The following is a 22210-nucleotide window of genomic DNA, read 5'->3' on the forward strand; positions in this document are numbered from 1 at the left end:
CGCTAATGGCTTAAAATTCTAAAACCTGTTTTATAAATGGCAAGGTTAAGCGCCGCTGCCTTGCCATTGACGCCTTATCCAGCTCATCCAACACACTCATGAGTTGATGCATATCGCGGCTTAACCGGTGCATCATATATTCGCCAACATCAGCAGCCAGTTCCAAGCCTCGTGCTTTTGCATGCTGCTGCATCGCTTGCACTTTTTCACTATCGCTTAAGGTTTTTAGGTGAAAGCTCACCGCTAACTGCAAACGTGAGCGCAAATCCGGCAATGCAATCGGTAAACGCGCCGTACTCTGCAGTGAAGTACACACTAAGTAACTATCACGTTTATCGGTAACTCGGTTAAATAAAGCAAAAAGCGCATTGGCCCATTCGGGTATAGCGATAACGGCATGAATATCATCAAGCGCAATCACATCATAACTTTCAATACCATTTAGAGCCGCAACCGCTTGTGGATTGGCAAGCTCGGAAAGCGGTAAATAAATACTTGAGCGCCCTGCATCAGCAAACGCTTCGCACAATGCACAGAGCAAGTGCGTTTTACCTCGTCCACTGCCACCAAACAGCAAAGTAAATTGATCTTGAGGCTGCCATGTAGCCTCTGGTAAGCGTGCTAGATGAGCATGTGCTTGCGCATTATCACCCAATACAAAATTACTAAACTGAGCGTGATCGGGCAACTGCACTGGCAATGGCAACTGCTGTTCATGCAACATTAACGCAGCCACTGGTACTCCAAGATTGGTTGGCTTTCGCCACTCTCATTTTGAATATCGGTGGTTAATATTTGTTCATTGCCCGCAATGCGTTGTACTCGGCGTTCAAACTCTAACGCTTGAATCAGCCAACTGGCTCCGCCATTCACCTGAACCGAAAATTCAGCGATACCCTGCTGATAACGCGATAGGTGTACACGGTAAACCTGCCCTTGTTGTTGCAGCATTTGCTCAGCCGCCAGCAACTGGCCGATGTTATTAAAACCACTAAAGCGCACCGAAATAACTTCGGTGCCATCGTCGGTTTGGGCGATAAATAGCCCTGCAACTCGGTCGGTAATTTGATTCACAAAGTTTCTTGCTAACGTTTCTTCATCAGCAGCCGTGATATATTCAATAAACTCCATATCACCAATAACAATCGTTGTTTCCAGAACTAATCCAGTTTCAACAGCTTCGGTAGATACAAGTTCAGGGTCATTTTCCGCTAAATCATCGAAACTCTCTAAACCACTTAAATCCGAGGTATACATGCGAGCACTCACCACACCCGCTACTGGGTAACGTTGCGAGGCACGCATTACTTCGCGCTGGAAGCGCCCCCATACATCTCTAGCGCCCACCGCCATTTGATCTTCTAGATCCATAAGCGGCATTAGCATGCGAATACCGCGGCGCCGTGCTTCACTATATAAACCATCAAGAAATGGGCGCTCTTCTGCTCTTCCTACGAGGCGAACACCACGATCATCGCTATTCTCTGCCACCCATAATAACAGCTGCGGCCGATCACCGGTCCAAACAGGAAATCCGGCACGTTGTAACAGATCACGAACTCGGCGTTCATCAAAACTGGCTTGCAACACCAACATATCGCCATCGTTCTGATAGCCAAATTGCAATAAATAATCGTTGAACGAACCAATTTCATTACGAATAATGCTGTTTTCTAAGATTTGTGTGGTTCCAGAAGCGCGTACTAAAACCTGCCGAAATAAATTTGGAAGTTCACGTTGCCGCTCGGCACGAGTTTGGCTCTCTACGGTTGTTTCAGCCTGTAGCAGTTCAGCAAAAGAATTATTTGCTTGGGCAGAAAAGATACCGCTCACAAACAAAGCGGTAGCGACTACAATTAACATTAAATAACGCACACAATTCGCCTTAAATTAAATATAGATCTCGATAATAAACATCCCCATGGCTTGGGGCAAGTGACAACCTGTGGATAACCTTGGGGGAATTCTGGCGAAAACTTAGTTTGCCTGATAAAGTATGCCCATAATCACACACCCCCGTTATTTGGATCGAACTCAGCATGCTACGACAACAAATTCGCGCCGTCAGTTCTCTTCTTTCAACCATGACACTCATCGGCCTTTGTGTGGGCATGACCAGCACCCTGTTAAGTTTACGTGGCACCATGGAAGGCTTTTCAACCATTACCATCGGTTTGATTATGTCGGCCTATTTTGTTGGTTACCTTTTCGGCAGTACCCGCGCTGCAAAAGATATTCGCCGCGTAGGCTATATTCGCGCGTTTGGCGGCTTAGCAGCACTCGCCTCAGTAGCCGTTCTGGTGCAAGCCATTTGGATCGATCCAGTTGTATGGTTTGTAATGCGCTTTGTAAGCGGTTTTGCTATTTCAGCCTTATTTGTAATATCGGAAAGCTGGTTAAATACTATGGCAGATAACCGCAATCGCGGCGCCATGCTATCGGTATATTTAGTATTAATTTACGGTGGTTTAGTAGCCGGCCAGCTCATTCTTGGTTTTGCCGACCCAGCTACCTTTGTGCCCTTTGCCATTATTACCTTGCTGATAAACGTATCGTTGATTCCGATTTTAGCAACGGTAACCGTAGAACCCACTACACACGAATCAAAGAAGGTGCCATTAAAATTCCTGATCGAACAAGCGCCACTAGGGATTGCTACCGCTTTTATCGTACAAGCCTGTAGTGCCATGTTCTATGGTGTAGGCCCCGTTTACGCCACGCAAATCGGTTTATCTGTCGGCCAAGTAACCATATTTATGGCTGCATTTATTTTTGGTGGTATGTTATCGCAAACCCCGATTGGGCTTCTTTCTGATCGCTATGATCGGCGTGTCGTTTTAGCGGTTTGCGCCCTAATTGCCTCGGGCTTAGCTATTCTATTGGCGTTTATTCCTGGCTCTCAGCCACTGTTGGTGTTTTTAATCATGGCGGCGCTCGGTGGTGCACTGTTACCGCTGTATTCGCTGGCCATGGCACACACCAACGATTACCTCGAAAAAGACCAAATGATCGGCGCTACGGGTGCCATTATTAAAGTAGGTGGCATTGGCGCTATTGTTGGTGCGCCGCTCGCCGCGGCTTTAATGCAGTTTGGTGATATCTATATGTTCTTCATTTTAATGGCTAGCTTCACCCTACTCGTGGCTATTTACGCTTTCTATCGGGTAACGCAACGTGCAAAAGCAATCGAACAGGTACATTCGCCACTTACCGCGCTTGCACCTTCACAGCTATCTGAAGAACTGTTTGCAAGTATAGTAGAAGAAGCGAACGAAGATTATGAAGAGCCTAGCGGAAGCATTCCGGTGAAACCCGGTTCGAACGGTGTAGTGTAGTGCGCGTTTTCTAATAAGAGTTATATAGCGCCTACGCATGATGAAGAGAGAAAATGCCCTATTACTAATCTAAAAAAATCAGTAACAGGGCATTAATTTCTGATAACTAACTTACCAGCCAAGTATCAAGCAGAGCTTGTGCTTCACGCTGGATCAACGCCAAATGCTCAGGCCCCGTTAAACTCTCCGCGTAAATTTTATACACCGGCTCAGTGCCTGATGGCCGTACGGCAAACCAACCGTTTGCCGTATTCACTTTAATACCACCGAAACCAGCATCGTTGCCCGGCGCTTTATTCAATACTGAAGTTACCGTTTCGCCAGCTAATTCGGTTAACGTAGGTGGGTTTTCTGCTAAATCAGCAAAAGCTTCCATCTGTGCTGTAGTCGCTTGGCAATCAATGCGAGCATAACTTGAATTACCATATTTGGCTTCTAAATCACGATAATACGCACTTGGTGATTTACCGGTAACCGCTTGAATTTCCATCGCTAGCAAACACATGATAATGCCATCTTTATCTGTGCTCCAAGCTTCGCCCGAGCGGTTCAAAAAGCTTGCTCCAGCGCTCTCTTCGCCAGCAAATCCTAGCGAACCTTCCGCCAACCCTTGTGCAAACCATTTAAAGCCTACCGGAACCTCCATCAGCGATAAACCCACGCCAGCAACTACACGATCGATCATGGCGCTCGATACTAGAGTTTTACCAATCGCAATAGATTTTTTCCAATCTCGATTGCGAGCCAGATAATCAATAGCAACCGCTAAAAAGTGATTCGGGTTCATCAGGCCATCGGGCGTTACAATGCCATGGCGATCATAATCAGGATCATTACCCACGGCTAAATCGTAATTATCTTTTAGCGCAAGCACACCCGCCATTGCATCGGGAGATGAGCAATCCATTCGAATAGCGCCATCTTTATCCAAGCTCATAAAACGGAACGTTGGATCGGCAACATTATTCAAAACATCGAAGTTCAATGCATAGTGTTCGGCGATAGCCTGCCAATATGCGCCACCGGAACCGCCCATGGCATCTACACCAACACGAAGATTCGCTTTCGCAATTGCCTGCATATCTACTACTTCGTTCAGCGCTTCTACATATTCCGTAATCCACTCGCGCTTTTTAACACGTTTTGATTTCTTTGCTTGGGCAAACGAAACCACATTCACACCAATAAGTTCAGCACTTAAAATAGCATTCGCATATTTTTCGATAGTTTTCGTAACATCGCCATCAGCTGGCCCACCATGCGGCGGATTATATTTAAAACCACCATCTTGCGGCGGGTTGTGCGAAGGCGTAATGACTACACCATCGGCTAAACCTTCGCTACGGCCTTTGTTGTAGGTAACAATCGCGTGGCTAATCACCGGCGTTGGCGTATAACCAACATCGGCCTGAATATGCACTTCAATACCATTCCCAATAAACACTTCAAGTGCGCTAATAAATGCAGCTTCTGAAAGTGCGTGGGTATCTTTCCCCAGCATGAGCGGGCCAGTAATGCCCTGCTCTTCGCGATACGCAACAATAGCTTGGCTAATGGCGAGAATATGGGCTTCATTAAAAGAATGTTTTAAGGAACTACCCCGATGTCCTGAGGTGCCAAAACTAACTTGCTGTGAAGCCTTACCCGGGTTTGGTTCATTCACATAGTACGCCGACATCAACGCCGGAATATTGCATAAATCTTCGGTAAGTGCTGGTTGGCCAGCGCGGGGATGTTTACTCATGATAAAAAATCTCTAATTTTTTCTGCATCAACCGTACTGTAGCCAAGCTCTAATGCTACTTCGGTAAGAATCGACTTCTTCTTCGTGGTGTTGTTATTGGTTACTACCCAAAAATCCGTATCCGGAATTTGTTTCGGGTTCGTGCTATTACCAGCGGCTAATAACTGTGCTTCAGATGCAGCGAAATATAATCGGTTGCGCCCACGAATATCTAACACTCTTGAAAAATCATGGCTATGGCAACGATGTAACATCGAAAGGATAAACAAAAAGCGGCCTACAGCACCCTTTTGATTGGCTAAATCAGCCAAGGTAAGAATATCGAACAAGGTACGGCTACCCGACATTGCGCGAACTTCACCAGCTTTCCCCACCGAAAGGTTACTCGCAGGTTCAACCTGAGTAGTGGCACTAGCCCCAGATTCAGGGCCAAAACCCAGCAAACGCCGTAAAATACTCGAGGCACTTTCGCCAATGTGTTGCGTATGCGCAGCAATGTAAGTGTAGAGTTCGTCGTCAATATCAATTTTTTTCATAGATGCAGGCTCAAAAACAACGTGACAGGATAGCTAGCGTAGTAACGACATCGCTATTCCAAAATAGGCCGCCATTATAACTGTTTCTCATCTTCATGTAATGGCTGTATGAACAGGTAGTTATTTCCGCGAATAGACAAGTCAACTTTGTCATTATATAACGAGTTCTCCCAGACCGCATGGGATGTCAACAAAACCAACACAAGGTTTGCACCAACGCGGTCACTAAGGGAGAATACTTGCATTGTAATTTTCTGGCCGAGGGTAAATAAATGGTGCAAGCAGTTGAACTAAACTACGAAGTAACCGGTGAAGCAAATGCAGAGCGAGCAACGGTAGTGCTTATTCACGGCCTTTTTGGTGATTCAGATAATTTAAAGAGCATTAGCCGCGAGCTTCAAGAGAATTACCAAGTTGTAAATATCGAGTTGCGAAACCATGGTGATTCGCCATGGTGCGAAACCATGACCTTCATTGAAATGGCAGCCGATCTTGAAGCCCTTCTCGATAAACTGAAATTAGACAAAGCGCACATTTTGGGCCATTCGTTAGGCGGTAAAGTAGCGATGGAGTTTGCTCTAGAACACCCCGATCGTGTGCATTCACTAGTGATAGCTGATATTGCACCAGTAGCTTACGATGCTCGCCATAATACAATTCTCGACGCCCTCGAAGCCGTGGATCTTCGCAATGTGAATAGCCGCCAAGATGCCGATAAAGCGCTTGCTGAATCAATCAAAGAAAAAGGGGTTCGCCAATTTTTGTTAAAGAACCTACAAAAGGAAGGCGATAAGTGGGCATGGCGCATGAACTTAGAAGGCTTGCGCAATTGTTACGAAGATCTGATAGGTGCGCCTGCACAGGACGGCGAATTTGATGCGCCGGTATTATTTATTCGTGGTGGGGATTCCGATTATGTTCAAACCCAGCATCGCGATGCCATCTTGAGCCGTTTCCCGCAAGCTGAATCAAAAACTATTGCTGGCACTGGGCATTGGTTACATGCTGAGAAGCCAAGTGTGTTTAATGGTTTGGTAGCACGGTTTCTGGAAGAACATTTCCCCTTAAACGAATAATAAAGCGGACGCCTATTTACCCGTGAATTCGCACTAAAATTTAACACTTTTTCAGTGCGGAATTACGTATACTCAAGGTTCAAGAATATTCGCGAAAAACAGCGCTTTATGCTACGCTACAGGCGCATTTACTACTGCGGTAGGAACCCAAATGTTTGCTGAAAACTTTGAACAAATAGAAGCACTAATGACAAACCTTGCCATTGCGGTGCTGTTTTTATTGATCGGCTTAGCTATTCACGATGTATTAAAGAAAGGCGATGTGCCAAAGTTTGGCCGTTATGCTGTTTGGCTGGTGTTGTTTCTTGGCATGGCTGGATTCCTTGCGAAAGGCGTAATACAGTTTTTCGTTGAAGCCAACTTGCACTAAAGAACCATACCCTATGGCAAAAGAAGCAAACGATAAAATCACCCCTGATTTATTTCAAAGTGAGCGCAGGCCGGGGCGTCCGCGGAGTAACCCGTTAACCCGCGAAGAACAAATGCGTTTAAATAAACGCAGGCAACTGCGGCGCGATAGAGAAAAAGGGCTTCGCCGCGTTGAATTAAAGCTCGAAGCCTCCATGTATGAAGAATTGAATCGTCAAGCTGAAGCGCTTGGCCTTAGCCGAAGTGCATTAATAGAAACCTTATTGAAGCAAGCTTTGGCAAGCAAGTAATTATCAACCAATATTTATCCACTTAAGCAGATTGGAACAACTTAACTATGGCAACTGTTGGACTATTCTTTGGCAGCGATACCGGTAATACCGAAGCTGTTGCCCACATGATTCAAAAAGAATTGGGTAAGCATCTGATTGATGTTCAAGATATCGCAAAATCCAGTAAAGAAGAGATCGCCGAATACGATTTATTGTTATTCGGTATTCCAACTTGGTACTACGGTGAAGCCCAGTGCGATTGGGATGATTTCTTCCCGGAACTTGAAGAGATCGATTTCGAAGGCAAAATCGTAGCTATATTCGGTTGTGGCGACCAAGAAGATTACGCCGAGTATTTTCTTGATGCGATGGGCATGATTCGCGATATCGTAGAAGCCCGTGGCGGCATTATTATTGGCCATTGGCCTACTGATAGCTACCACTTTGAAGAATCGAAAGGCATGGCCGACGACAACCATTTTGTAGGTTTAGGTATCGATGAAGATCGTCAACCGGAACTTACGAAAGAGCGTGTTGAACAATGGTGTGCACAACTTCGCGATGAAATGGGCCTCGATCAACTCGAGTGAACCCAGCCTCATTGGCAAATACGCAGGCTCATGGCGTAAATCGCTGCATATTAATAAGTGTTCAACACATTAGATAAGCTTGATGGCGCAGTTAATAAGCGTTTCATTCCACATCAAGATGTGGCTATAATTGTTGCCAGATTGTTATTAAAGAGGAACTGAAATGAGCAATGCTGATGTTCAACTCAAAAAAGCCGGTTTAAAGGTAACATCGCCACGAATTAAAATTCTCGATGTTATGAAGAACCCAGATCACCAGCATATCAGTGCCGAAGATGTGTATAAAATTCTTCTTGAGCAAGGTGATGAAGTTGGCCTTGCTACTGTATATCGGGTTTTAAATCAGTTTGATGATGCTGGTATTGTTACCCGCCACCATTTTGAAGGTGGCCGCTCTGTATTTGAATTGAGCGCCAAAGACCATCATGACCATTTGGTTTGTCTTACCTGCGGCCGTGTTATCGAGTTCGAAGACGATACGATTGAACGCCGGCAGCTATCCGTGGCTAAAGAGCACGGAATCAAGCTCACAAATCACAGTTTATATCTTTATGGTGAATGCAAAAAACCAGACACCTGTGAATACAACACTGAAGATGCCAATCACCAAAGAATTGAGTTATCGCAATGAAATATATGATTTATGGCGCAACCGGTTATACCGGTGAATTGATTGCCAAAGAAGCGAGTGCACAAGGTCAGCAACCGCTATTGGCGGGCCGTAACCCCGAAAAAGTGGCCGCTATGGCTAAAGAATTAGGTTTAGCGCACAAATCGTTTGCTTTAGAGAGCGTATCGCAAATTGCCGCCGAGCTTGCCGATGTAGATTTAGTTATCCATTGCGCCGGGCCATTCGAGCTTACTGCAGAAATCATGATGAAAGCCTGCATCGAGAGCAAAACCCACTACTTAGATATTACCGGCGAGCTTGATATTTTCGAACTCGCGTTCAGCTTTCATGAACAAGCCAAAGCTGCTGGTGTGGTTCTCTGCCCTGGTGTTGGTTTCGATGTTATTCCAACCGATTGCGTTGCTGCGCAATTAAAAGCAAAAATGCCTGATGCTACGCATCTGCAATTAGGTTTTGATTCTCGTTCACGTATGAGCCGAGGCACGGCTAAAACAAGTGCGCGGCGTATTGGTGAAGGTGGCGCGGTTCGTAAAAATGGTAAAATCACCAATGTTCCTTTGGCATATAAATCGAAGAAAATCGATTTTGGTGGCGGCGAGAAACTGGCGATGACAATCCCGTGGGGCGATGTTTCCACTGCATATCACAGCACCGGCATTGGTAACATTGAAGTATTTATTCCAGCAAGCCCAAAACTTGTAAGCCGCATGCGCAAAATGAACTGGTTCCGTTGGTTATTCCGCATGGAATTTATGAAAAACTGGCTGATGAAGAAAATCGATGCACAACCAGCCGGCCCGAAAGACGAAGAGCGTGCGAAATACTACACTTGGGTATGGGGCGAAGCCCGCAATGCCAAAGGTGATGTTGAAACCATGCGCAAGCAAGTGTTGAACGGCTATACATTAACCGCAAAAGGCGCAGTAACCATGGCCAAACATGTGCTTACCACTGAGCATGAAGGCGGCTTCAGTACCCCTTCTAAACTTTATGGTGCTGATTTGGTAGAACAGTTTTTATATACACCTGAAGCTGAATAAATACGTTTATTAAGCACAAACATAACAACAAAAAGGGGCCTTTCTAAGGCCCCTTTTTTCAACTTTTACTTGTTTAAGTGCTTACTTGAGCGCTTAAATAAGCCACTAATCAGCGATTTTCGCCCAACTATCACGCAAACCAACCGTGCGGTTAAATACCAATTTTTCAGTTGTGGAATCTTTGCTATCTAAACAAAAATACCCCATGCGCTCAAACTGGAAGCCCTGCTCCGGCTCGGCTTTTGCTAACGAAGGCTCTACAAAACCATGCATCACAATTAACGAATCTGGATTTAGCGCCTCATCAAGGGTTTCTGCAGCACCCGGATTCGGAATACTAAACAAACGATCGTATAAGCGAATTTCAGCTGGAACGCCGTGTTCTGCCGATACCCAGTGAATAACGCCTTTCACTTTGCGGCCATCGGAAGGATCAACACCCAGAGTTTCAGGATCGTAACTACAGAAGATAGTGGTTATTTCACCATTCGCATCTTTCTCTACACGCTCAGCTTTAATTACATACGCATTACGCAAACGAACTTCTTTTCCTAACACCAAGCGCTTAAATTTCTTATTCGCTTCTTCACGGAAATCTTCACGCTCAATATACAGCTCGCGGGTAAACGGCACATCGCGTGTACCCATGGCTTCATTATTCGGGTGATTTGGTGATTGCAGCGTTTCTGTACTGCCTTCAGCAAAGTTCTCAATCACTACTTTAACCGGATCTAATACAGCTAACGAGCGCGGTGCATTTTCGTTTAAATCATCGCGAATACACGATTCTAAAATGCCCATCTCAACCATGTTATCCATTTTGGTAACACCAATACGATGCGCAAACTCGCGAATAGAGCCTGGCGTATATCCACGGCGGCGTAAGCCCGCAATCGTAGGCATACGAGGATCATCCCAGCCACTTACGTAGTTCTCAGTAACCAACAAGTTTAGCTTACGCTTACTCATTACCGTGTATTCCAAATTCAGCCGCGAAAACTCAATTTGCTGCGGATGACAAGGAATGCTGATGTTATCCAACACCCAATCATACAGGCGGCGATTATCTTGGAACTCTAAGGTGCAAAGCGAATGCGTAATACCTTCAAGAGCATCAGAAATACAATGGGTAAAATCGTACATCGGGTACACACACCATTTATCACCTGTTTGGTGATGATGCACATGCCGAATACGATAAATAATTGGGTCGCGCATGCACATAAACGGTGAAGCCATATCGATTTTAGCGCGCAGTGAGCAATGGCCTTCTGGGTATTCGCCAGCGGTCATTTTCGCAAATTCAGCTAAATTCTCAGCTACAGAAGTATCTCGATAAGGGCTGTTTTTACCTGGCTCTTTCAGCGTGCCACGCAACTCGCGAATCATTTCTTGCGGCGAGAAATCAACATAGGCTAAGCCTTTTTCAATCAGCTCTACCGCAAAGCCGTGCAAGGCATCGAAGTAGTTTGAAGAATAACGTTCCTTCCCTTCCCACTCATAACCTAACCAACGCACATCAGCTTTGATAGCACTTACATATTCCATGCTTTCTTTTAGCGGATTGGTATCATCGAAACGTAGATTACAGGTGCCCTGATAATCCCCCGCAATACCGAAGTTCAACACTATCGATTTTGCATGACCAATATGCAGATAACCATTCGGTTCCGGCGGAAACCGAGTATGCACAGTTGCATGCTTACCCGATGCCAAATCTTGATCGATGATCTTACGAATAAAATTGGTTGAGCGAGAGGCACTTTCGGCCATTCAGGTATACTCCAAAAATCTAAAATACTGAAATCGTGTGTTGCCAATACAGCGAACATAAACCCCGTTGGCAAGACATCATAAAATGGCCGTTATGATCGCAATATTATGCGCAGCTTACAAGCCGAAAAAACGAAGATATCGGCGCATTTGTTGTTGGCCTTCAGCTAGGCTCATCGGTTTGAATCGAATTTTTGCTCCGGGCATGCATTGCGCCAGCCGAAATCCATCAAGCGGCAGAATATTCCCAAGTTTCGGATAACCGCCAAGCGTTTGCCGATCTTCGAGCATAATAATCGGTTGCCCATTTGCAGGCACCTGCACAGCACCATAGCTAACGCCCTCAGAGAGAAAGGTTTTATTCGGTGTGGCGATTTCCATCCCTTCCAACCTTGCTCCCATACGATTACTATTTTGGCTTAAGGTATATTCATTGTGCCAAAGCGTTTGCCAAGCTTCTTTGCTAAATTCGTGTTGTTGATACCCCGGAATCAAGTGCAATACCAAATCTTGGCTAATCTCTGGCAAATATTGCATGGGGATTTCGCGGCTCAGGGTTTCTTCCTGCAAATGGCCGCAGGGCAATTCATCCCCCGCTTTTAATGCTGAACCTTTACCATCAACGCCACCCAAATGATCGCGTTGCACGGTTGCACGGCTGCCGAGAATAGGCGTAGTTTGAAAACCACCACTTACCGCTAAATAAGCCCGAAAACCATATCGGGGGGTAGCGAACTTTAAACGATCGCCTTGGCGCACCCAAAAACTGCGCCAAGGTGGCTGAGGCTCACCGTTCAAGGTTAAATTTAAATCACCGCCCGTTACCGCCACCATGATTTGCGTACGCGATTCTAGCTCTAATCCACCCGCCGTTATTTCAATCACTGCCGCATCGGGATCATTATCTAACAAACGATTGGCCCAACTCGCAGATTTCGCATCTAATGGGCCACCCCGAGTTACGCCAAGGTGTTGATAACGTAAACGTCCGGTATCTTGCACAAGGCTTAAAATCCCACCCTTAATTACGCGAAAACCGGTCATGTTGAATCTCCTTGCTGAGCAAAAAACTTCGCTTTAGCTTGTTCATACGCTGATTTACTCATCGGCTTAAAACGAATACGATCACCCACCTGAACAGGTGTTAACGCAGCTTGTTGCGCGGGCGTATTCTTATCTACATTTCCATTAGCATGGCCATTCACATCGAACCAAACGAACGGGCTAAAGCCTAAAATATTCCAGCCACCCGGTGATTCCTGTGGATAAACGGCCGTTTGCCCCTCGGCAATTCCAACACTACCAGCAGCAATGTTTTTTCTTGGGTTTGCTAACCGTGGCAATTGAATTCGTTCATCAAGTGCGCCCAAGTATGCAAAACCCGGCGCAAAACCGAGCGCGTATACTTGATAATCACGGCCGCTATGAATGGCCACTACTTCATCGAAGCTTAACCCAGATTGTTCACACACTCGCGCCATATCATTTTCTTCAATAGCGTCATCGGGTTGGTAATAATAAATCGGCACTTCCACTAATTTGCCCGGCGCTTCGGCATCAGCCGACCAAGGGCTACATAGCCACGGGGTTTGTTCTGCAATAGTTTCGAGCGCTTGCTCTAAATCATAGGTACGTACAGCTCGCGGTTCGTAATACACCAATAAGCTCGCATACGAAGGCACTACTTCATACACCACATCACTCAGCTCCGCGATAATTGCAGCGCGAATACTTGCCAAGAAGCCCGGCATACAGGGATCAAGTTCTTGCCCAAACTGCATCAGCAAGGCATCTACACCCGCATTCACAAAAGTGGGTTGCGGCCGTTTTGGTGTTTCTACACGGCTGGTATCACGTACATTTTCGGCATTCCCGCTATGTTCCGATACCTTTGCTTTTTTATTCATGAAAATTCCTTGCTACTACGAATACTCTGCACTGCAGCTAATGCTTCTGGTGTATCACCATGCACACACAAGGTATCAACCTGCAAAGTGATCACCTTACCCGAGACACTCGTTACTGTGCCTGAGCGAGCAAGCTGTAATGCTTGCGCTTTCATCGCTGCGGCATTGTGGATTACGGATCCGGGCTCGCTGCGCGATACTAATGCCCCACTATCCGTGTAAGCACGATCAGCGAACGCTTCAAACCAGAGTTTCACACCAAATTCTGCGGCTAACGCTTGCCAATGCACAACGTTTTCTTGCGCCAATATTACCAGTGGCAAACTACTATCAAATGTTTTAACAGCACGCAAAATTGCCTTAAAGGTAGCATCGTTTTGCAACATATCGTGATACAGCGCACCGTGTGGTTTTACATAGGCAATTTTGCTGTTTTCCGCTCGGCAAAAACCATCAAGAGCGGCTATTTGATAGAGCACCGTAGCTTCAACTTCCGCGGGGCTCAAGGCCATAGAACGGCGGCCAAAACCTAACAAATCCGGATACGCTGGATGGGCACCCACCAAAACTTTGTGCTTCAGCGCCATTGCCACCGTTTGTTGCATAATAAGCGGATCGCCTGCATGAAACCCACACGCTACATTGGCACAATCAATATAGGGCATAATTTCCGCATCATTCCCCATGCGCCATGGCCCAAGACCTTCACCAAGATCACAATTGAGGAGTATTCGTTTATTTGCCATCGTTCTCGTTGCCTTTTTGATATTTCTCAGAAAAGCGCACTTGCATCAAAAAGAACGTATAAATACCGATCCCTAGTGCCGCTATCCACATAGTTGGCCAACCGAGGTACCAAAGCCGATGCTCAAAGAAAATCGCAATCGTTCCTACCAAACCAAAGGTAGTAAGCGCTGTGGCCGCATAGGTGCCGTAAACTGCGCCTTTTTGCACCGCATCGAGGCGCATTAAGCCAGCTATCGTACCTAAAATAATTCCCCATGCTATAGGGTTAAAGGCCTGATACCAGTTCAGCCCTGTATTCGCGATAAGCTCCAATAAATCTTGCGGATTCGATAACAATAAAATCAACCCAATCGGGGCGGTAACCAATGCAATAATTCGTTGTATGTTCATTTTATATCCATCTGTTAAACCCATGTCTGATAATGCCAGATACAAAATCAGAAACAAACCAGACCATGGTAGGGGTTAATGTAATAATTCAAATATGTAACTTTCGCCATACAATGATGATGAACTCGGGAGCAAACGCGTTAGTAATGAACACCGCAATATATTTAATCAGTAAAGCATGGGCACCGAAAGCCACTAAAATTTGCGCTAGCGCAAACTTTGCCCCTGCAGATTCACAAACCCAAGCGGAATATTGATCTCGCGCAATAACCGCATGCAAAACCCTTTCATAATGGCCTCAGTTACCAACTGGAGAAACATTATGAAAACTAAATTATCGTTAATCGCTATCGCCCTTTCTGCATTTGCAGCCGCTCCGGCAATGGCCGATTTTTCTATCAATGTTGGCGCTATCAACGTGATGCCAGATGAAAGTAGCAGCAACTTAAACGTAATTGAAACCGTTGCTGGCCTGCCAGCTGGCTCAACAGGCGTTGCGGTAAATAACAATACCCAGCTCGGCCTCACCTTTGATTATAAGTTCACTGAGAATTTTGGCTTGCAACTTATTGCCGCTACCCCGTTTAGCCATGATTTAAAGGTAAAAGGTTCGGCTATCGATGGCCTAAACATTGGTAAAACAAAACATTTGCCACCTACCTTAATGGCACAATATCACTTCACCCAACATGCTAAGTTTCAGCCGTTTGTTGGCGTGGGCTTAAACTACACCACATTCTTTGATGAAAAAGTAAATGGCGATCTTGAAGGTGCACTAATCGCACTTGATGTTACTACCGCCAATGACGATGTTAGCTTAAGCCTATCTGAATCTTGGGGCTTAGCGGTTCAAGCGGGCTTCAACTACGCGATTAACGAACGCATGGGTGTTCATTTTATGGTAAGTAAAATGGCCATCGATACCACAGGTAAAGTAAAAGTGAATGGTGCTACCGTACAAAGTGTAAACGTAGATATCGATCCACTCGTAGCGATGCTAGGTTTCCGCTGGAAAATCTAGTTATTTCGGTATGTGCTCGAACATAAATAAAATCGCGCCAACGTTATTACCACGTTGGCGCGTTTTTATGTACATGGGTTAATCGATCGTTCGAAGAAACTCGAGAATACGTTGATTTACTAATTCAGCTTGCTCTAAATGAGGGGTATGCCCTGCACCTTCAACGGTTAAGAAATCAACCACGTTAGCATCGGCCAACACACCCTCCGAGTAACTGTAAGGCACAACCGCATCTTGTGTACCCCAAATCAATTGCGTTGGCTGGTTATTCTCGCGCGTTTGCCGATAATATTGCGGGTGGTTTTCCGTAGTAAAGGCATAAAACGACGAGGTAAGCGCTTGCGTAAAGCCGCGGAAGCTTATCTGTGCGCTATACGCCTTTTGCATCGCCGCTGAATCTTCGGCAAGTAGATAAGGCGCTTCTAGGCTCTGCTGAATCGTCGGTACATAAAAGCCAGAAAGCATATAGTAACCGATTCGTTCTGGCATTGGCGGTGGCTGCAGCGGCTGATGCAAAGGTGCAATTAAGATATTGCCCGCCACTCGCTCTGGATGATTTGCTGCAGTGCGCATAACTACCGCCCCGCCCATAGAAAGGCCTGCAAGAACCACGGGCTGTTGAATATCTAAGGCATCCAAAAGCGCTATGAGCTGCTCTTCAAATACTTGACCATTATATTGCACACGAGGTCTATCGGAATAACCGCGGCCTAGTAAATCGTAGCGTAGTACTCGGTAGCCCGCATCACGCAGCGCACGATACGTACCGCCCCAGATTTCCATTGGAATACTGAATCCATGCACCAGTACAACTACTGGCGCATCTTCCGGCCCAGCCAACTCGTAGTGAGTGAAACCACTGGGAAGTTCCACAAATTGCCCAGGTGCCTCAGCGCGCGTTTCAACGTTTAGGCGCTTCGATTCCGCAAAGTTCTGCTGATGGGCTATGAATACGTAGATTAATACCGCGAGTAAAAGCACCACTAGCCCAATACCGAACCACTTTAAAATTTTCATTATTATTCCCTTTGCTAACTGGCCTTACGCACGCAGCCATAAGTACGCGACCATGCGCGCCCGGTGATTATTTATGTATAAGCATTAGCTAATCGAAATCATACCTTGTAAATAATCGGCGGCCTGCCCTGTTAATACTACGCGGCCACTATTTTCGTTACCCGGAATAACCTCACAATGCACAATACCCCCGCGCTTCGACAGTTGCGCAGCCTCGAGTGTGTGCTTACCGAGCTTCTCGGCCCAAAATGGCGCAAGTTCACAGTGCGCAGAGCCTGTTACCGGATCTTCGTTCACGCGCAGTTTAGGAAAGAAACAACGGCTCACAAAATCATATTTTTCACCGGGTGCGGTAATAACCACACCACGGCCATCAAGTTCAGCTAGTAACGCAAAATCGGGCTTTAACGCCGCCACTTGTGCTTCCGAATCGAGCTCAACGATATAATCATAGGCGGCAAATACCTTAGCGCTCTCTAAGCCTAATCCGCTTAGTAGTGCTTCTGGAATATTACTCACCGGTTCAGGCATAGACGCTGGAAAATTCATACTTAAACCATGTTCACTTTGCTGCACCCGCAATTCACCGCTACGGGTGCGAAAAACGAGCTCTGGCTTATTGTAGTTCAAGTGTTTAAACAACACGTGCGCGGTGGCTAGCGTAGCGTGGCCACACAAATCCACCTCGGCTTCAGGCGTGAACCAGCGCAAATGAAACGCGGCACCATCAGCAATAAAGAACGCAGTTTCCGAAAGGTTATTTTCTTCGGCTATTTTCTGTAACAAGGAATCTTCCGGCCAACCACCAAGCGGACAAACCGCAGCAGGATTTCCACCAAATACGTGGTCGGTAAACGCATCCACTTGGTATAGCTTTACTTCCATAATATCCTCGCAAAAATTAACCTACTACCCCATTTTCATCACGATTCTTAGGGGTAAACGTTTAATTAAAAAAGCTAACAAATTCCAAGGCCAGCCCGGTACATAAGCGGTTTTCTTTTCTTTATCAATTGCTTGAACCATTGATTTAACACCGGGCACAGTATCGCACATAAACGGCGTATTCTTTACTTTCTCATTGATTTCCGAGCGAATAAAGCCAGGCATAATACAACTAACCGCAATAGGAGTACCGCTGCGCAACATATCAGCGCGAATACCTTCGGTTAAGTTCACTAAAGCCGCTTTACTCGCAGCATAAGCGCCGAGCGCTCTTGGCATTCCGCGTAGCGCACTTACCGATGAAATGGTTACCAAATGGCCATCATTTTGCGCGCGGAAAATTTCCAATGCGGCTTCGCATTGCGCTAAGGCCGCAATAAAGTTAGTTTCAGCGGTAAGCTTGTTGTATTTGAATAATCCAGTTCCTAGCGAACCGCCCTTACCCATGCCTGCGTTTACAATCACGCGATCGAGGCCACCGAACTCATCTTTAAATTCATTAAACACCCGAAAAACTGCATCGTGATCATTCACATCGAGAGCTTTTAAACTCACTTTTACGTTTGGGTATTTTTCCGCAATTTCAGTTTTTAACGCCTCCAAACGCTCTACCCGGCGGGCACACAGTGCTAAATCATGGCCTTTAGCGGCAAATTGCCGCGCCATCTCTTCGCCGAGCCCAGAGCTTGCTCCAGTAATTAAAATACGTTTACGCATATTATTCTTATTCCTAATCGTTTTTATCGCCCGCTTAAAAAAGCGTTAGCGATAACTTAATAAATGTTTGTAGCGGCCGGTAACATGATGGTGCTCATTTAAGCTCAATAGACGCGGTGCTTGTTCCGGCTTATAAAGAAACCGGCTCACGCCCGAATTTACCAACCGTGCATTAATTTCCATCATTTGCGCCGATGGCATTCCCAAACTCCCCATAGTCGTAAGAGCGATGGGCCCACCTGAGGTAATAACCGCTATGCGTTTGTGTTCGGCTAATTCAGCTAAACTTTGCCATGCTAACTCGACCCGCGCTACAAAATGCTGCCAGGGCTCATGATAATCGTTATCGTGCGCACCAGATTGCCAACGCGATACCGCCTTCATAAATAGCGCCAACACCTCGGTTTCACTAATATTGGCTTTGCCATCGCTGGCAAACAGCGAACGCAGATCCGGTTCATCATTCGCCAAGGCCCGCATTACTGCGCGATGATCAAATTCATTCCAATCTGTTTTTTCCACTACATCTAACGGGTTTGCGTAGCCTTGCAAGAATGCTTCGGCGCTTTGTTTATGGCGTTTCAGCCCACCGCGCACCAGCACATCAAAATGTTCTTCTTGCTCATTGAGTACCGCTCCCAAATGCTTCAACTGTTTAAAACCCAAGGGCGAAAGCTGATCGTAATCCGCAGCGCCAAATGAAGCTTGCCCATGACGAATCAAGGTAACCAATGCCATATTAACCTCGCTGCGCGCGCATTAGCTTGCGGCAACGACGGTGCAAATAATGCACCACAAACCAAAAGTTTTTAAACGCTGGATTCCGCGTTTGTTTATGATAATAACGATAGTAGATTTGTTGCGCGATAACCGATAAACGAAATAAACCAAATACCTGGTAGAACGTCATATCAACCTTACCGAGATCCATTTTCTCACAATAATAATCGATGACTTCTTCGCGGCTCAGCATACCTTTTAAATGCGTAGGCTGGCGGCGTGTTGCTCTCGCTACCTTGTCATCGTCGGCTTGCACCCAATAAGCGAGTAAGTTGCCAATTTCTACTAACGGATCACCAATTGTCGCTAACTCCCAATCCAACACCGCCAAGATCTCAGTTGGATCGTCCGGATTCAGCACTAAATTATCAAAGCGAAAATCATTGTGGGTAACACACAACATTTCTTGCTTCGGCTTATTATTTTCAAGCCATCGCATGATTTTCTTTCCCGAAGGCACATTCCACGTTTTTGCCTTACTGTAACGTTGATTCCAACCCGATACTTGGCGATCGATATATCCTTCGCCTTTGCCGATAGCATCAAGCCCAGCCTCAATGTAATTTACCTTATGCAAAGCAATCAGCTGATCTAACATATTGGTGCACAGCGTGCGCACCTGTGCTTCACTCAGCTCAAGATCACGTGGCATGTTTTTGCGCGGAATAATGCCTTCTACTCGCTCCATTACATAAAAATCAGTTCCGATTAAGCTTGTATCTTCGCAATAGCCCACCATATTCGGCACAACTGCGTAGTGCTTTTTAAGCATCAGCTGAATATCATGCTCACGTTGCATGTTATGCGCGGATTTTGCTTTCGTACCCGCTGGCGGCCTACGTAGAATCAAATCGGCATTATGGTAAGCTAACCGATACGTCCAATTTGAGGCGCCGCCTGGAAACTGAGTAAGCTCGGGTTCACCTTCGATATCAGGGCGTTTGCCTTTGATCCATGCGTCCACCGCAGCAATATCAAAAGCCTCTTGTTCTCGTACGGCAACGCCGGTGTCGATTACTGATCTCTTGCTCATGATTTATCCTGTCGATATTTCTTTAATTCTTCACGAAGCACCATTGCTTGATGCACCTCGTCGGGGCCATCGGCTAACCGCAATGCACGCGCTACCGCGTAAAAAGCGGTGAGCATATAATCGTGGCTCAAGCCACCACCGCCATGTATTTGAATCGCATCATCAACCACATTTTGTAGTACCGTAGGTACCACTGCTTTTATGCCCGCAATTTCGCTAGCAGCCGCACGCACGCCGGCGGAATCAATCACACCCGCAGTATACATGGTATAAAGCCGCGCTTGATCGATTGCCATTCGATGTTTCGCTACCCGCGTACCGTTATCACCAAGCTTTAACAACGGCTGGCCAAATGCAACGCGGCTCATGCCACGTGTAATCATCAGCTCTAACGAACGCTCGGCTGCGCCTAGTGCACGCATACAATGATGTATACGCCCTGGGCCTAAACGCCCTTGCGCAATCGCAAACCCTGCCCCTAGCTTACCAATTACATTACTCTTCGGCACCCGCACATTATCGAAACTCACTTCACCATGGCCATACGGCGCATCGTAATCACCAAAAACGCTCAACATCCGCTCAATATTCACACCCTCAGCATCCAAGGGCACGAGCACCATACTGTGGCGCTGATGGCGATCTGCATCGGGGTCGGTTAATCCCATTACAATCGCTACTTTCGCATTCGGGTGCCCAAGGCCGGTTGTCCACCATTTACGGCCAGTAATCACCACTTCATCACCATCGGCAATAATACGTGTTTCCATGTTCGTGGCGTCAGAAGAAGCGACCTGAGGCTCGGTCATCCCGAACACAGAGCGAATTTCGCCGCGTAACAAAGGGGCAAGCCAAGTTTCTTTCTGTGCTTCAGTGCCAAAGTGATAAAGCACTTCCATATTACCGGTATCCGGCGCATTACAATTAAAAATTTCAGGTGCAATAACGCTCCGCCCCATCTCTTCGGCTAAGGGCGCATATTCGCTAGTTGAAAGACCCGCCGCCAAATCACTATCGGGTAAAAATAAATTCCATAAACCTTCTGCCTTTGCTTTCTCTTTCAAGGCTTCTATTTTTGAAGGAACCTGCCACTCACGCCAATTCGCATGACCATATTTCTGGGTTATTTCCGCCAGTATCTCCGCTTCAACGGGATAAACATGCTCTTTCATGAAGGCTTTTACGCGCCCTAAATATTGCTGCGAACGTTCTGATAATCCAAACATGGTTGATCTCCTAAAAATGAGTGGCTACATCCTACGAATTTTCTTAACATGAATGAAGTGAAAGTTATTAAAGGTTTAACATGAATCAAATTCATTCAAATTTACTTAGTAAGATCGATTTAAACTTGCTTCGCGTTCTCGTAGCTATTCACCGTGAACGCCAGCTAGCACGGGCTGCTGCTGAGCTCTCACTCACGCCTTCAGCCATTAGCCATGCGCTTCGGCGTCTCCGAGATATTTTCGATGATGAACTGTTTATTCGCAGTGGCCGTTTTCTGCGGCCCACCGCGTTATGCGATAAACTAGCGCCCGAACTAAATGAAGTGCTTGCGCGGATGCAGGGGCTTATTAGCCGTGGTGTAAGCTTCAGCCCAGCCACTACGCAGCGTGTATTTCGGATTGGTATGCCAGAAGCGATTGAAGCCGAACTTTACCCGCGTCTGTATCGCCATCTGCAACGAATTGCGCCGAGCGCCAAGTTTGAAAGCTTGGCCGTACCGCATTCGCAGATTGGTGATTACCTGTTAAATCGTAATGCCGATGTGGTGATTGATGTTGCAATTGCCGCTCGCGCGCCCGTTATGCAGAAGCCGCTGCTCAAAGAGCCTTTTGCAGTGCTAAGTAGAAAGCAGGACAAATACCAGCTCACGCAAGCGCGATATCTTGCGCACAAACATATTGCGGTATCCACGCGAGCACGTGGTTCAGTGTTGGAAGATTTGTTACTTAAAGAAATCGGGGTTGAGCGTGAAATACTGGCGCGTGTGCAAAGCTACCAAACCGCTGCACAGCTAGTGAGCCAAACAGGTGCCCTACTTACGTTGCCGGAGCGTATCGCTAAGCAGTTAGTAACCCAATATGGCCTCCGCCGTTGGGCCATGCCGATTGATGTGCCAGCCACTCGTTTGCAGCTGTATTGGCATTCTGCATACCAAAACGATGCCGCCCTTACCTGGCTATTAGCGGAGTTTGATGATTTAGCGCTAAACTAAGTACATTAGATTAAATAAAAAAGCGGCGAGGAATACTCGCCGCCAAAAATAGTGCACTTCCGTTCAATC

General features: G+C 46.3%; 24 protein-coding genes. 9 read left to right on the forward strand and 15 right to left on the reverse strand.

The genetic code is table 11. The annotated features are described in order from the left end of the window. Window positions 1-10 precede the first annotated feature (10 nt). Entirely contained in the window at window positions 11-736 is a 726-nt protein-coding gene (gene hda, locus CWE13_RS02450) for a DnaA regulatory inactivator Hda (RefSeq protein WP_126805742.1), read from the reverse strand. After that, window positions 724-1875: a DUF2066 domain-containing protein gene (locus CWE13_RS02455; protein WP_126805743.1), complete on the reverse strand. Its 1152-nt coding sequence runs from the start codon at window positions 1873-1875 to the stop codon at window positions 724-726. The genes hda and CWE13_RS02455 overlap by 13 nt, the downstream gene beginning before the upstream one ends. A 164-nt stretch (window positions 1876-2039) precedes the next feature. Between CWE13_RS02455 and CWE13_RS02460 the strand changes: the two genes are divergently transcribed. Then, a complete protein-coding gene (locus CWE13_RS02460) occupies window positions 2040-3335 on the forward strand; it encodes an MFS transporter (RefSeq protein WP_126805744.1) in 1296 nt (431 codons plus the stop codon). A gap of 106 nt (window positions 3336-3441) precedes the next feature. On the opposite strand, the gene pgm is transcribed toward CWE13_RS02460, so the two are convergent. Both pgm and seqA read right to left on the reverse strand, forming a co-directional pair. Beyond that, entirely contained in the window at window positions 3442-5079 is a 1638-nt protein-coding gene (pgm, locus tag CWE13_RS02465) for a phosphoglucomutase (alpha-D-glucose-1,6-bisphosphate-dependent) (protein ID WP_126805745.1), read from the reverse strand. Next, window positions 5076-5615, reverse strand: a complete 540-nt coding sequence (gene seqA, locus CWE13_RS02470; RefSeq protein WP_126805746.1) for a replication initiation negative regulator SeqA — start codon at window positions 5613-5615, stop codon at window positions 5076-5078. Before seqA ends, pgm begins: the two co-directional genes overlap by 4 nt. A 272-nt stretch (window positions 5616-5887) precedes the next feature. Between seqA and CWE13_RS02475 the strand changes: the two genes are divergently transcribed. From CWE13_RS02475 to CWE13_RS02500, 6 genes are all read left to right on the forward strand, one after another. Next, window positions 5888-6691, forward strand: coding sequence for an alpha/beta fold hydrolase (locus CWE13_RS02475; protein ID WP_126805747.1), 804 nt, complete (start codon window positions 5888-5890; stop codon window positions 6689-6691). A gap of 151 nt (window positions 6692-6842) precedes the next feature. Next, window positions 6843-7061: a DUF2788 domain-containing protein gene (locus CWE13_RS02480; RefSeq protein ID WP_126805748.1), complete on the forward strand. Its 219-nt coding sequence runs from the start codon at window positions 6843-6845 to the stop codon at window positions 7059-7061. A 13-nt stretch (window positions 7062-7074) separates the two neighbouring features. Next, window positions 7075-7350, forward strand: coding sequence for a LexA regulated protein (ybfE, locus tag CWE13_RS02485; RefSeq protein ID WP_126805749.1), 276 nt, complete (start codon window positions 7075-7077; stop codon window positions 7348-7350). Between the two features lie 47 nt (window positions 7351-7397). Further along, window positions 7398-7922 (forward strand): flavodoxin FldA, encoded by a 525-nt coding sequence (gene fldA / locus CWE13_RS02490; protein ID WP_126805750.1) that lies wholly within the window; start codon window positions 7398-7400, stop codon window positions 7920-7922. Between the two features lie 163 nt (window positions 7923-8085). Beyond that, the gene (gene fur, locus CWE13_RS02495; RefSeq protein ID WP_126805751.1) at window positions 8086-8553 is read left to right on the forward strand and encodes a ferric iron uptake transcriptional regulator; all 468 of its coding nucleotides are present in this window, start codon (window positions 8086-8088) and stop codon (window positions 8551-8553) included. Then, window positions 8550-9593, forward strand: a complete 1044-nt coding sequence (locus tag CWE13_RS02500) for a saccharopine dehydrogenase family protein (RefSeq protein WP_126805752.1) — start codon at window positions 8550-8552, stop codon at window positions 9591-9593. Before fur ends, CWE13_RS02500 begins: the two co-directional genes overlap by 4 nt. A 105-nt stretch (window positions 9594-9698) precedes the next feature. Here CWE13_RS02500 and glnS read toward each other — a convergent pair whose 3' ends face one another. The 5 genes from glnS to CWE13_RS02525 form a co-directional block, all read right to left on the reverse strand. After that, window positions 9699-11366 carry a glutamine--tRNA ligase gene (gene glnS / locus CWE13_RS02505; protein ID WP_126805753.1) on the reverse strand — a complete coding sequence of 556 codons (1668 nt, stop codon included), beginning with the start codon at window positions 11364-11366 and terminating at the stop codon, window positions 9699-9701. Window positions 11367-11483: 117 nt separating this feature from the next. Next, window positions 11484-12410, reverse strand: coding sequence for a 5-oxoprolinase subunit C family protein (locus CWE13_RS02510; protein WP_126805754.1), 927 nt, complete (start codon window positions 12408-12410; stop codon window positions 11484-11486). Continuing rightward, the gene (locus CWE13_RS02515) at window positions 12407-13273 is read right to left on the reverse strand and encodes a 5-oxoprolinase subunit B family protein (protein ID WP_126805755.1); all 867 of its coding nucleotides are present in this window, start codon (window positions 13271-13273) and stop codon (window positions 12407-12409) included. Before CWE13_RS02515 ends, CWE13_RS02510 begins: the two co-directional genes overlap by 4 nt. Continuing rightward, a complete protein-coding gene (locus CWE13_RS02520) occupies window positions 13270-14019 on the reverse strand; it encodes a 5-oxoprolinase subunit PxpA (protein ID WP_126805756.1) in 750 nt (249 codons plus the stop codon). Before CWE13_RS02520 ends, CWE13_RS02515 begins: the two co-directional genes overlap by 4 nt. Continuing rightward, window positions 14009-14410: a hypothetical protein gene (locus CWE13_RS02525; RefSeq protein ID WP_126805757.1), complete on the reverse strand. Its 402-nt coding sequence runs from the start codon at window positions 14408-14410 to the stop codon at window positions 14009-14011. Before CWE13_RS02525 ends, CWE13_RS02520 begins: the two co-directional genes overlap by 11 nt. A gap of 322 nt (window positions 14411-14732) precedes the next feature. Between CWE13_RS02525 and CWE13_RS02530 the strand changes: the two genes are divergently transcribed. Next, window positions 14733-15431, forward strand: a complete 699-nt coding sequence (locus CWE13_RS02530) for an OmpW/AlkL family protein (RefSeq protein ID WP_126805758.1) — start codon at window positions 14733-14735, stop codon at window positions 15429-15431. Window positions 15432-15509: 78 nt separating this feature from the next. Here the strand turns inward: CWE13_RS02530 and CWE13_RS02535 are convergent, their stop codons facing one another. The 6 genes from CWE13_RS02535 to CWE13_RS02560 form a co-directional block, all read right to left on the reverse strand. Further along, entirely contained in the window at window positions 15510-16448 is a 939-nt protein-coding gene (locus CWE13_RS02535; RefSeq protein WP_126805759.1) for an alpha/beta fold hydrolase, read from the reverse strand. An 84-nt stretch (window positions 16449-16532) separates the two neighbouring features. Continuing rightward, window positions 16533-17333 carry a PhzF family phenazine biosynthesis protein gene (locus CWE13_RS02540; RefSeq protein WP_126805760.1) on the reverse strand — a complete coding sequence of 267 codons (801 nt, stop codon included), beginning with the start codon at window positions 17331-17333 and terminating at the stop codon, window positions 16533-16535. 24 nt (window positions 17334-17357) lie between these two features. Further along, on the reverse strand, window positions 17358-18110 hold the full coding sequence (locus CWE13_RS02545) for an SDR family oxidoreductase (protein WP_126805761.1): 753 nt from the start codon (window positions 18108-18110) through the stop codon (window positions 17358-17360). 45 nt (window positions 18111-18155) lie between these two features. Continuing rightward, window positions 18156-18848, reverse strand: a complete 693-nt coding sequence (locus CWE13_RS02550; RefSeq protein WP_126805762.1) for a histidine phosphatase family protein — start codon at window positions 18846-18848, stop codon at window positions 18156-18158. A gap of 1 nt (window position 18849) precedes the next feature. Next, window positions 18850-19923 (reverse strand): phosphotransferase family protein, encoded by a 1074-nt coding sequence (locus tag CWE13_RS02555; RefSeq protein ID WP_126805763.1) that lies wholly within the window; start codon window positions 19921-19923, stop codon window positions 18850-18852. Beyond that, a complete protein-coding gene (locus tag CWE13_RS02560; RefSeq protein WP_126805764.1) occupies window positions 19920-21149 on the reverse strand; it encodes an acyl-CoA dehydrogenase family protein in 1230 nt (409 codons plus the stop codon). Before CWE13_RS02560 ends, CWE13_RS02555 begins: the two co-directional genes overlap by 4 nt. 80 nt (window positions 21150-21229) lie before the next feature. Between CWE13_RS02560 and CWE13_RS02565 the strand changes: the two genes are divergently transcribed. Then, window positions 21230-22141 carry a LysR family transcriptional regulator gene (locus CWE13_RS02565; protein WP_126805765.1) on the forward strand — a complete coding sequence of 304 codons (912 nt, stop codon included), beginning with the start codon at window positions 21230-21232 and terminating at the stop codon, window positions 22139-22141. Window positions 22142-22210 lie beyond the last annotated feature (69 nt).

Origin of the sequence: Aliidiomarina shirensis (assembly GCF_003987345.1) — a bacterium.
Lineage (GTDB): Bacteria > Pseudomonadota > Gammaproteobacteria > Enterobacterales > Alteromonadaceae > Aliidiomarina > Aliidiomarina shirensis.

What these genes read in the sequence shown, in the direction of transcription:
- CWE13_RS02460 (WP_126805744.1), top strand. Translation starts at nt 2,040, where the DNA reads ATGCTACGACAACAAATTCGCGCCGTCAGTTCTCTTCTTTCAACCATG.
- pgm (WP_126805745.1), bottom strand. Translation starts at nt 5,079, where the DNA reads ATGAGTAAACATCCCCGCGCTGGCCAACCAGCACTTACCGAAGATTTA.
- seqA (WP_126805746.1), bottom strand. Translation starts at nt 5,615, where the DNA reads ATGAAAAAAATTGATATTGACGACGAACTCTACACTTACATTGCTGCG.
- CWE13_RS02475 (WP_126805747.1), top strand. Translation starts at nt 5,888, where the DNA reads ATGGTGCAAGCAGTTGAACTAAACTACGAAGTAACCGGTGAAGCAAAT.
- CWE13_RS02480 (WP_126805748.1), top strand. Translation starts at nt 6,843, where the DNA reads ATGTTTGCTGAAAACTTTGAACAAATAGAAGCACTAATGACAAACCTT.
- ybfE (WP_126805749.1), top strand. Translation starts at nt 7,075, where the DNA reads ATGGCAAAAGAAGCAAACGATAAAATCACCCCTGATTTATTTCAAAGT.
- fldA (WP_126805750.1), top strand. Translation starts at nt 7,398, where the DNA reads ATGGCAACTGTTGGACTATTCTTTGGCAGCGATACCGGTAATACCGAA.
- fur (WP_126805751.1), top strand. Translation starts at nt 8,086, where the DNA reads ATGAGCAATGCTGATGTTCAACTCAAAAAAGCCGGTTTAAAGGTAACA.
- CWE13_RS02500 (WP_126805752.1), top strand. Translation starts at nt 8,550, where the DNA reads ATGAAATATATGATTTATGGCGCAACCGGTTATACCGGTGAATTGATT.
- glnS (WP_126805753.1), bottom strand. Translation starts at nt 11,366, where the DNA reads ATGGCCGAAAGTGCCTCTCGCTCAACCAATTTTATTCGTAAGATCATC.
- CWE13_RS02510 (WP_126805754.1), bottom strand. Translation starts at nt 12,410, where the DNA reads ATGACCGGTTTTCGCGTAATTAAGGGTGGGATTTTAAGCCTTGTGCAA.
- CWE13_RS02515 (WP_126805755.1), bottom strand. Translation starts at nt 13,273, where the DNA reads ATGAATAAAAAAGCAAAGGTATCGGAACATAGCGGGAATGCCGAAAAT.
- CWE13_RS02520 (WP_126805756.1), bottom strand. Translation starts at nt 14,019, where the DNA reads ATGGCAAATAAACGAATACTCCTCAATTGTGATCTTGGTGAAGGTCTT.
- CWE13_RS02525 (WP_126805757.1), bottom strand. Translation starts at nt 14,410, where the DNA reads ATGAACATACAACGAATTATTGCATTGGTTACCGCCCCGATTGGGTTG.
- CWE13_RS02530 (WP_126805758.1), top strand. Translation starts at nt 14,733, where the DNA reads ATGAAAACTAAATTATCGTTAATCGCTATCGCCCTTTCTGCATTTGCA.
- CWE13_RS02535 (WP_126805759.1), bottom strand. Translation starts at nt 16,448, where the DNA reads ATGAAAATTTTAAAGTGGTTCGGTATTGGGCTAGTGGTGCTTTTACTC.
- CWE13_RS02540 (WP_126805760.1), bottom strand. Translation starts at nt 17,333, where the DNA reads ATGGAAGTAAAGCTATACCAAGTGGATGCGTTTACCGACCACGTATTT.
- CWE13_RS02545 (WP_126805761.1), bottom strand. Translation starts at nt 18,110, where the DNA reads ATGCGTAAACGTATTTTAATTACTGGAGCAAGCTCTGGGCTCGGCGAA.
- CWE13_RS02550 (WP_126805762.1), bottom strand. Translation starts at nt 18,848, where the DNA reads ATGGCATTGGTTACCTTGATTCGTCATGGGCAAGCTTCATTTGGCGCT.
- CWE13_RS02555 (WP_126805763.1), bottom strand. Translation starts at nt 19,923, where the DNA reads ATGAGCAAGAGATCAGTAATCGACACCGGCGTTGCCGTACGAGAACAA.
- CWE13_RS02560 (WP_126805764.1), bottom strand. Translation starts at nt 21,149, where the DNA reads ATGTTTGGATTATCAGAACGTTCGCAGCAATATTTAGGGCGCGTAAAA.
- CWE13_RS02565 (WP_126805765.1), top strand. Translation starts at nt 21,230, where the DNA reads ATGAATCAAATTCATTCAAATTTACTTAGTAAGATCGATTTAAACTTG.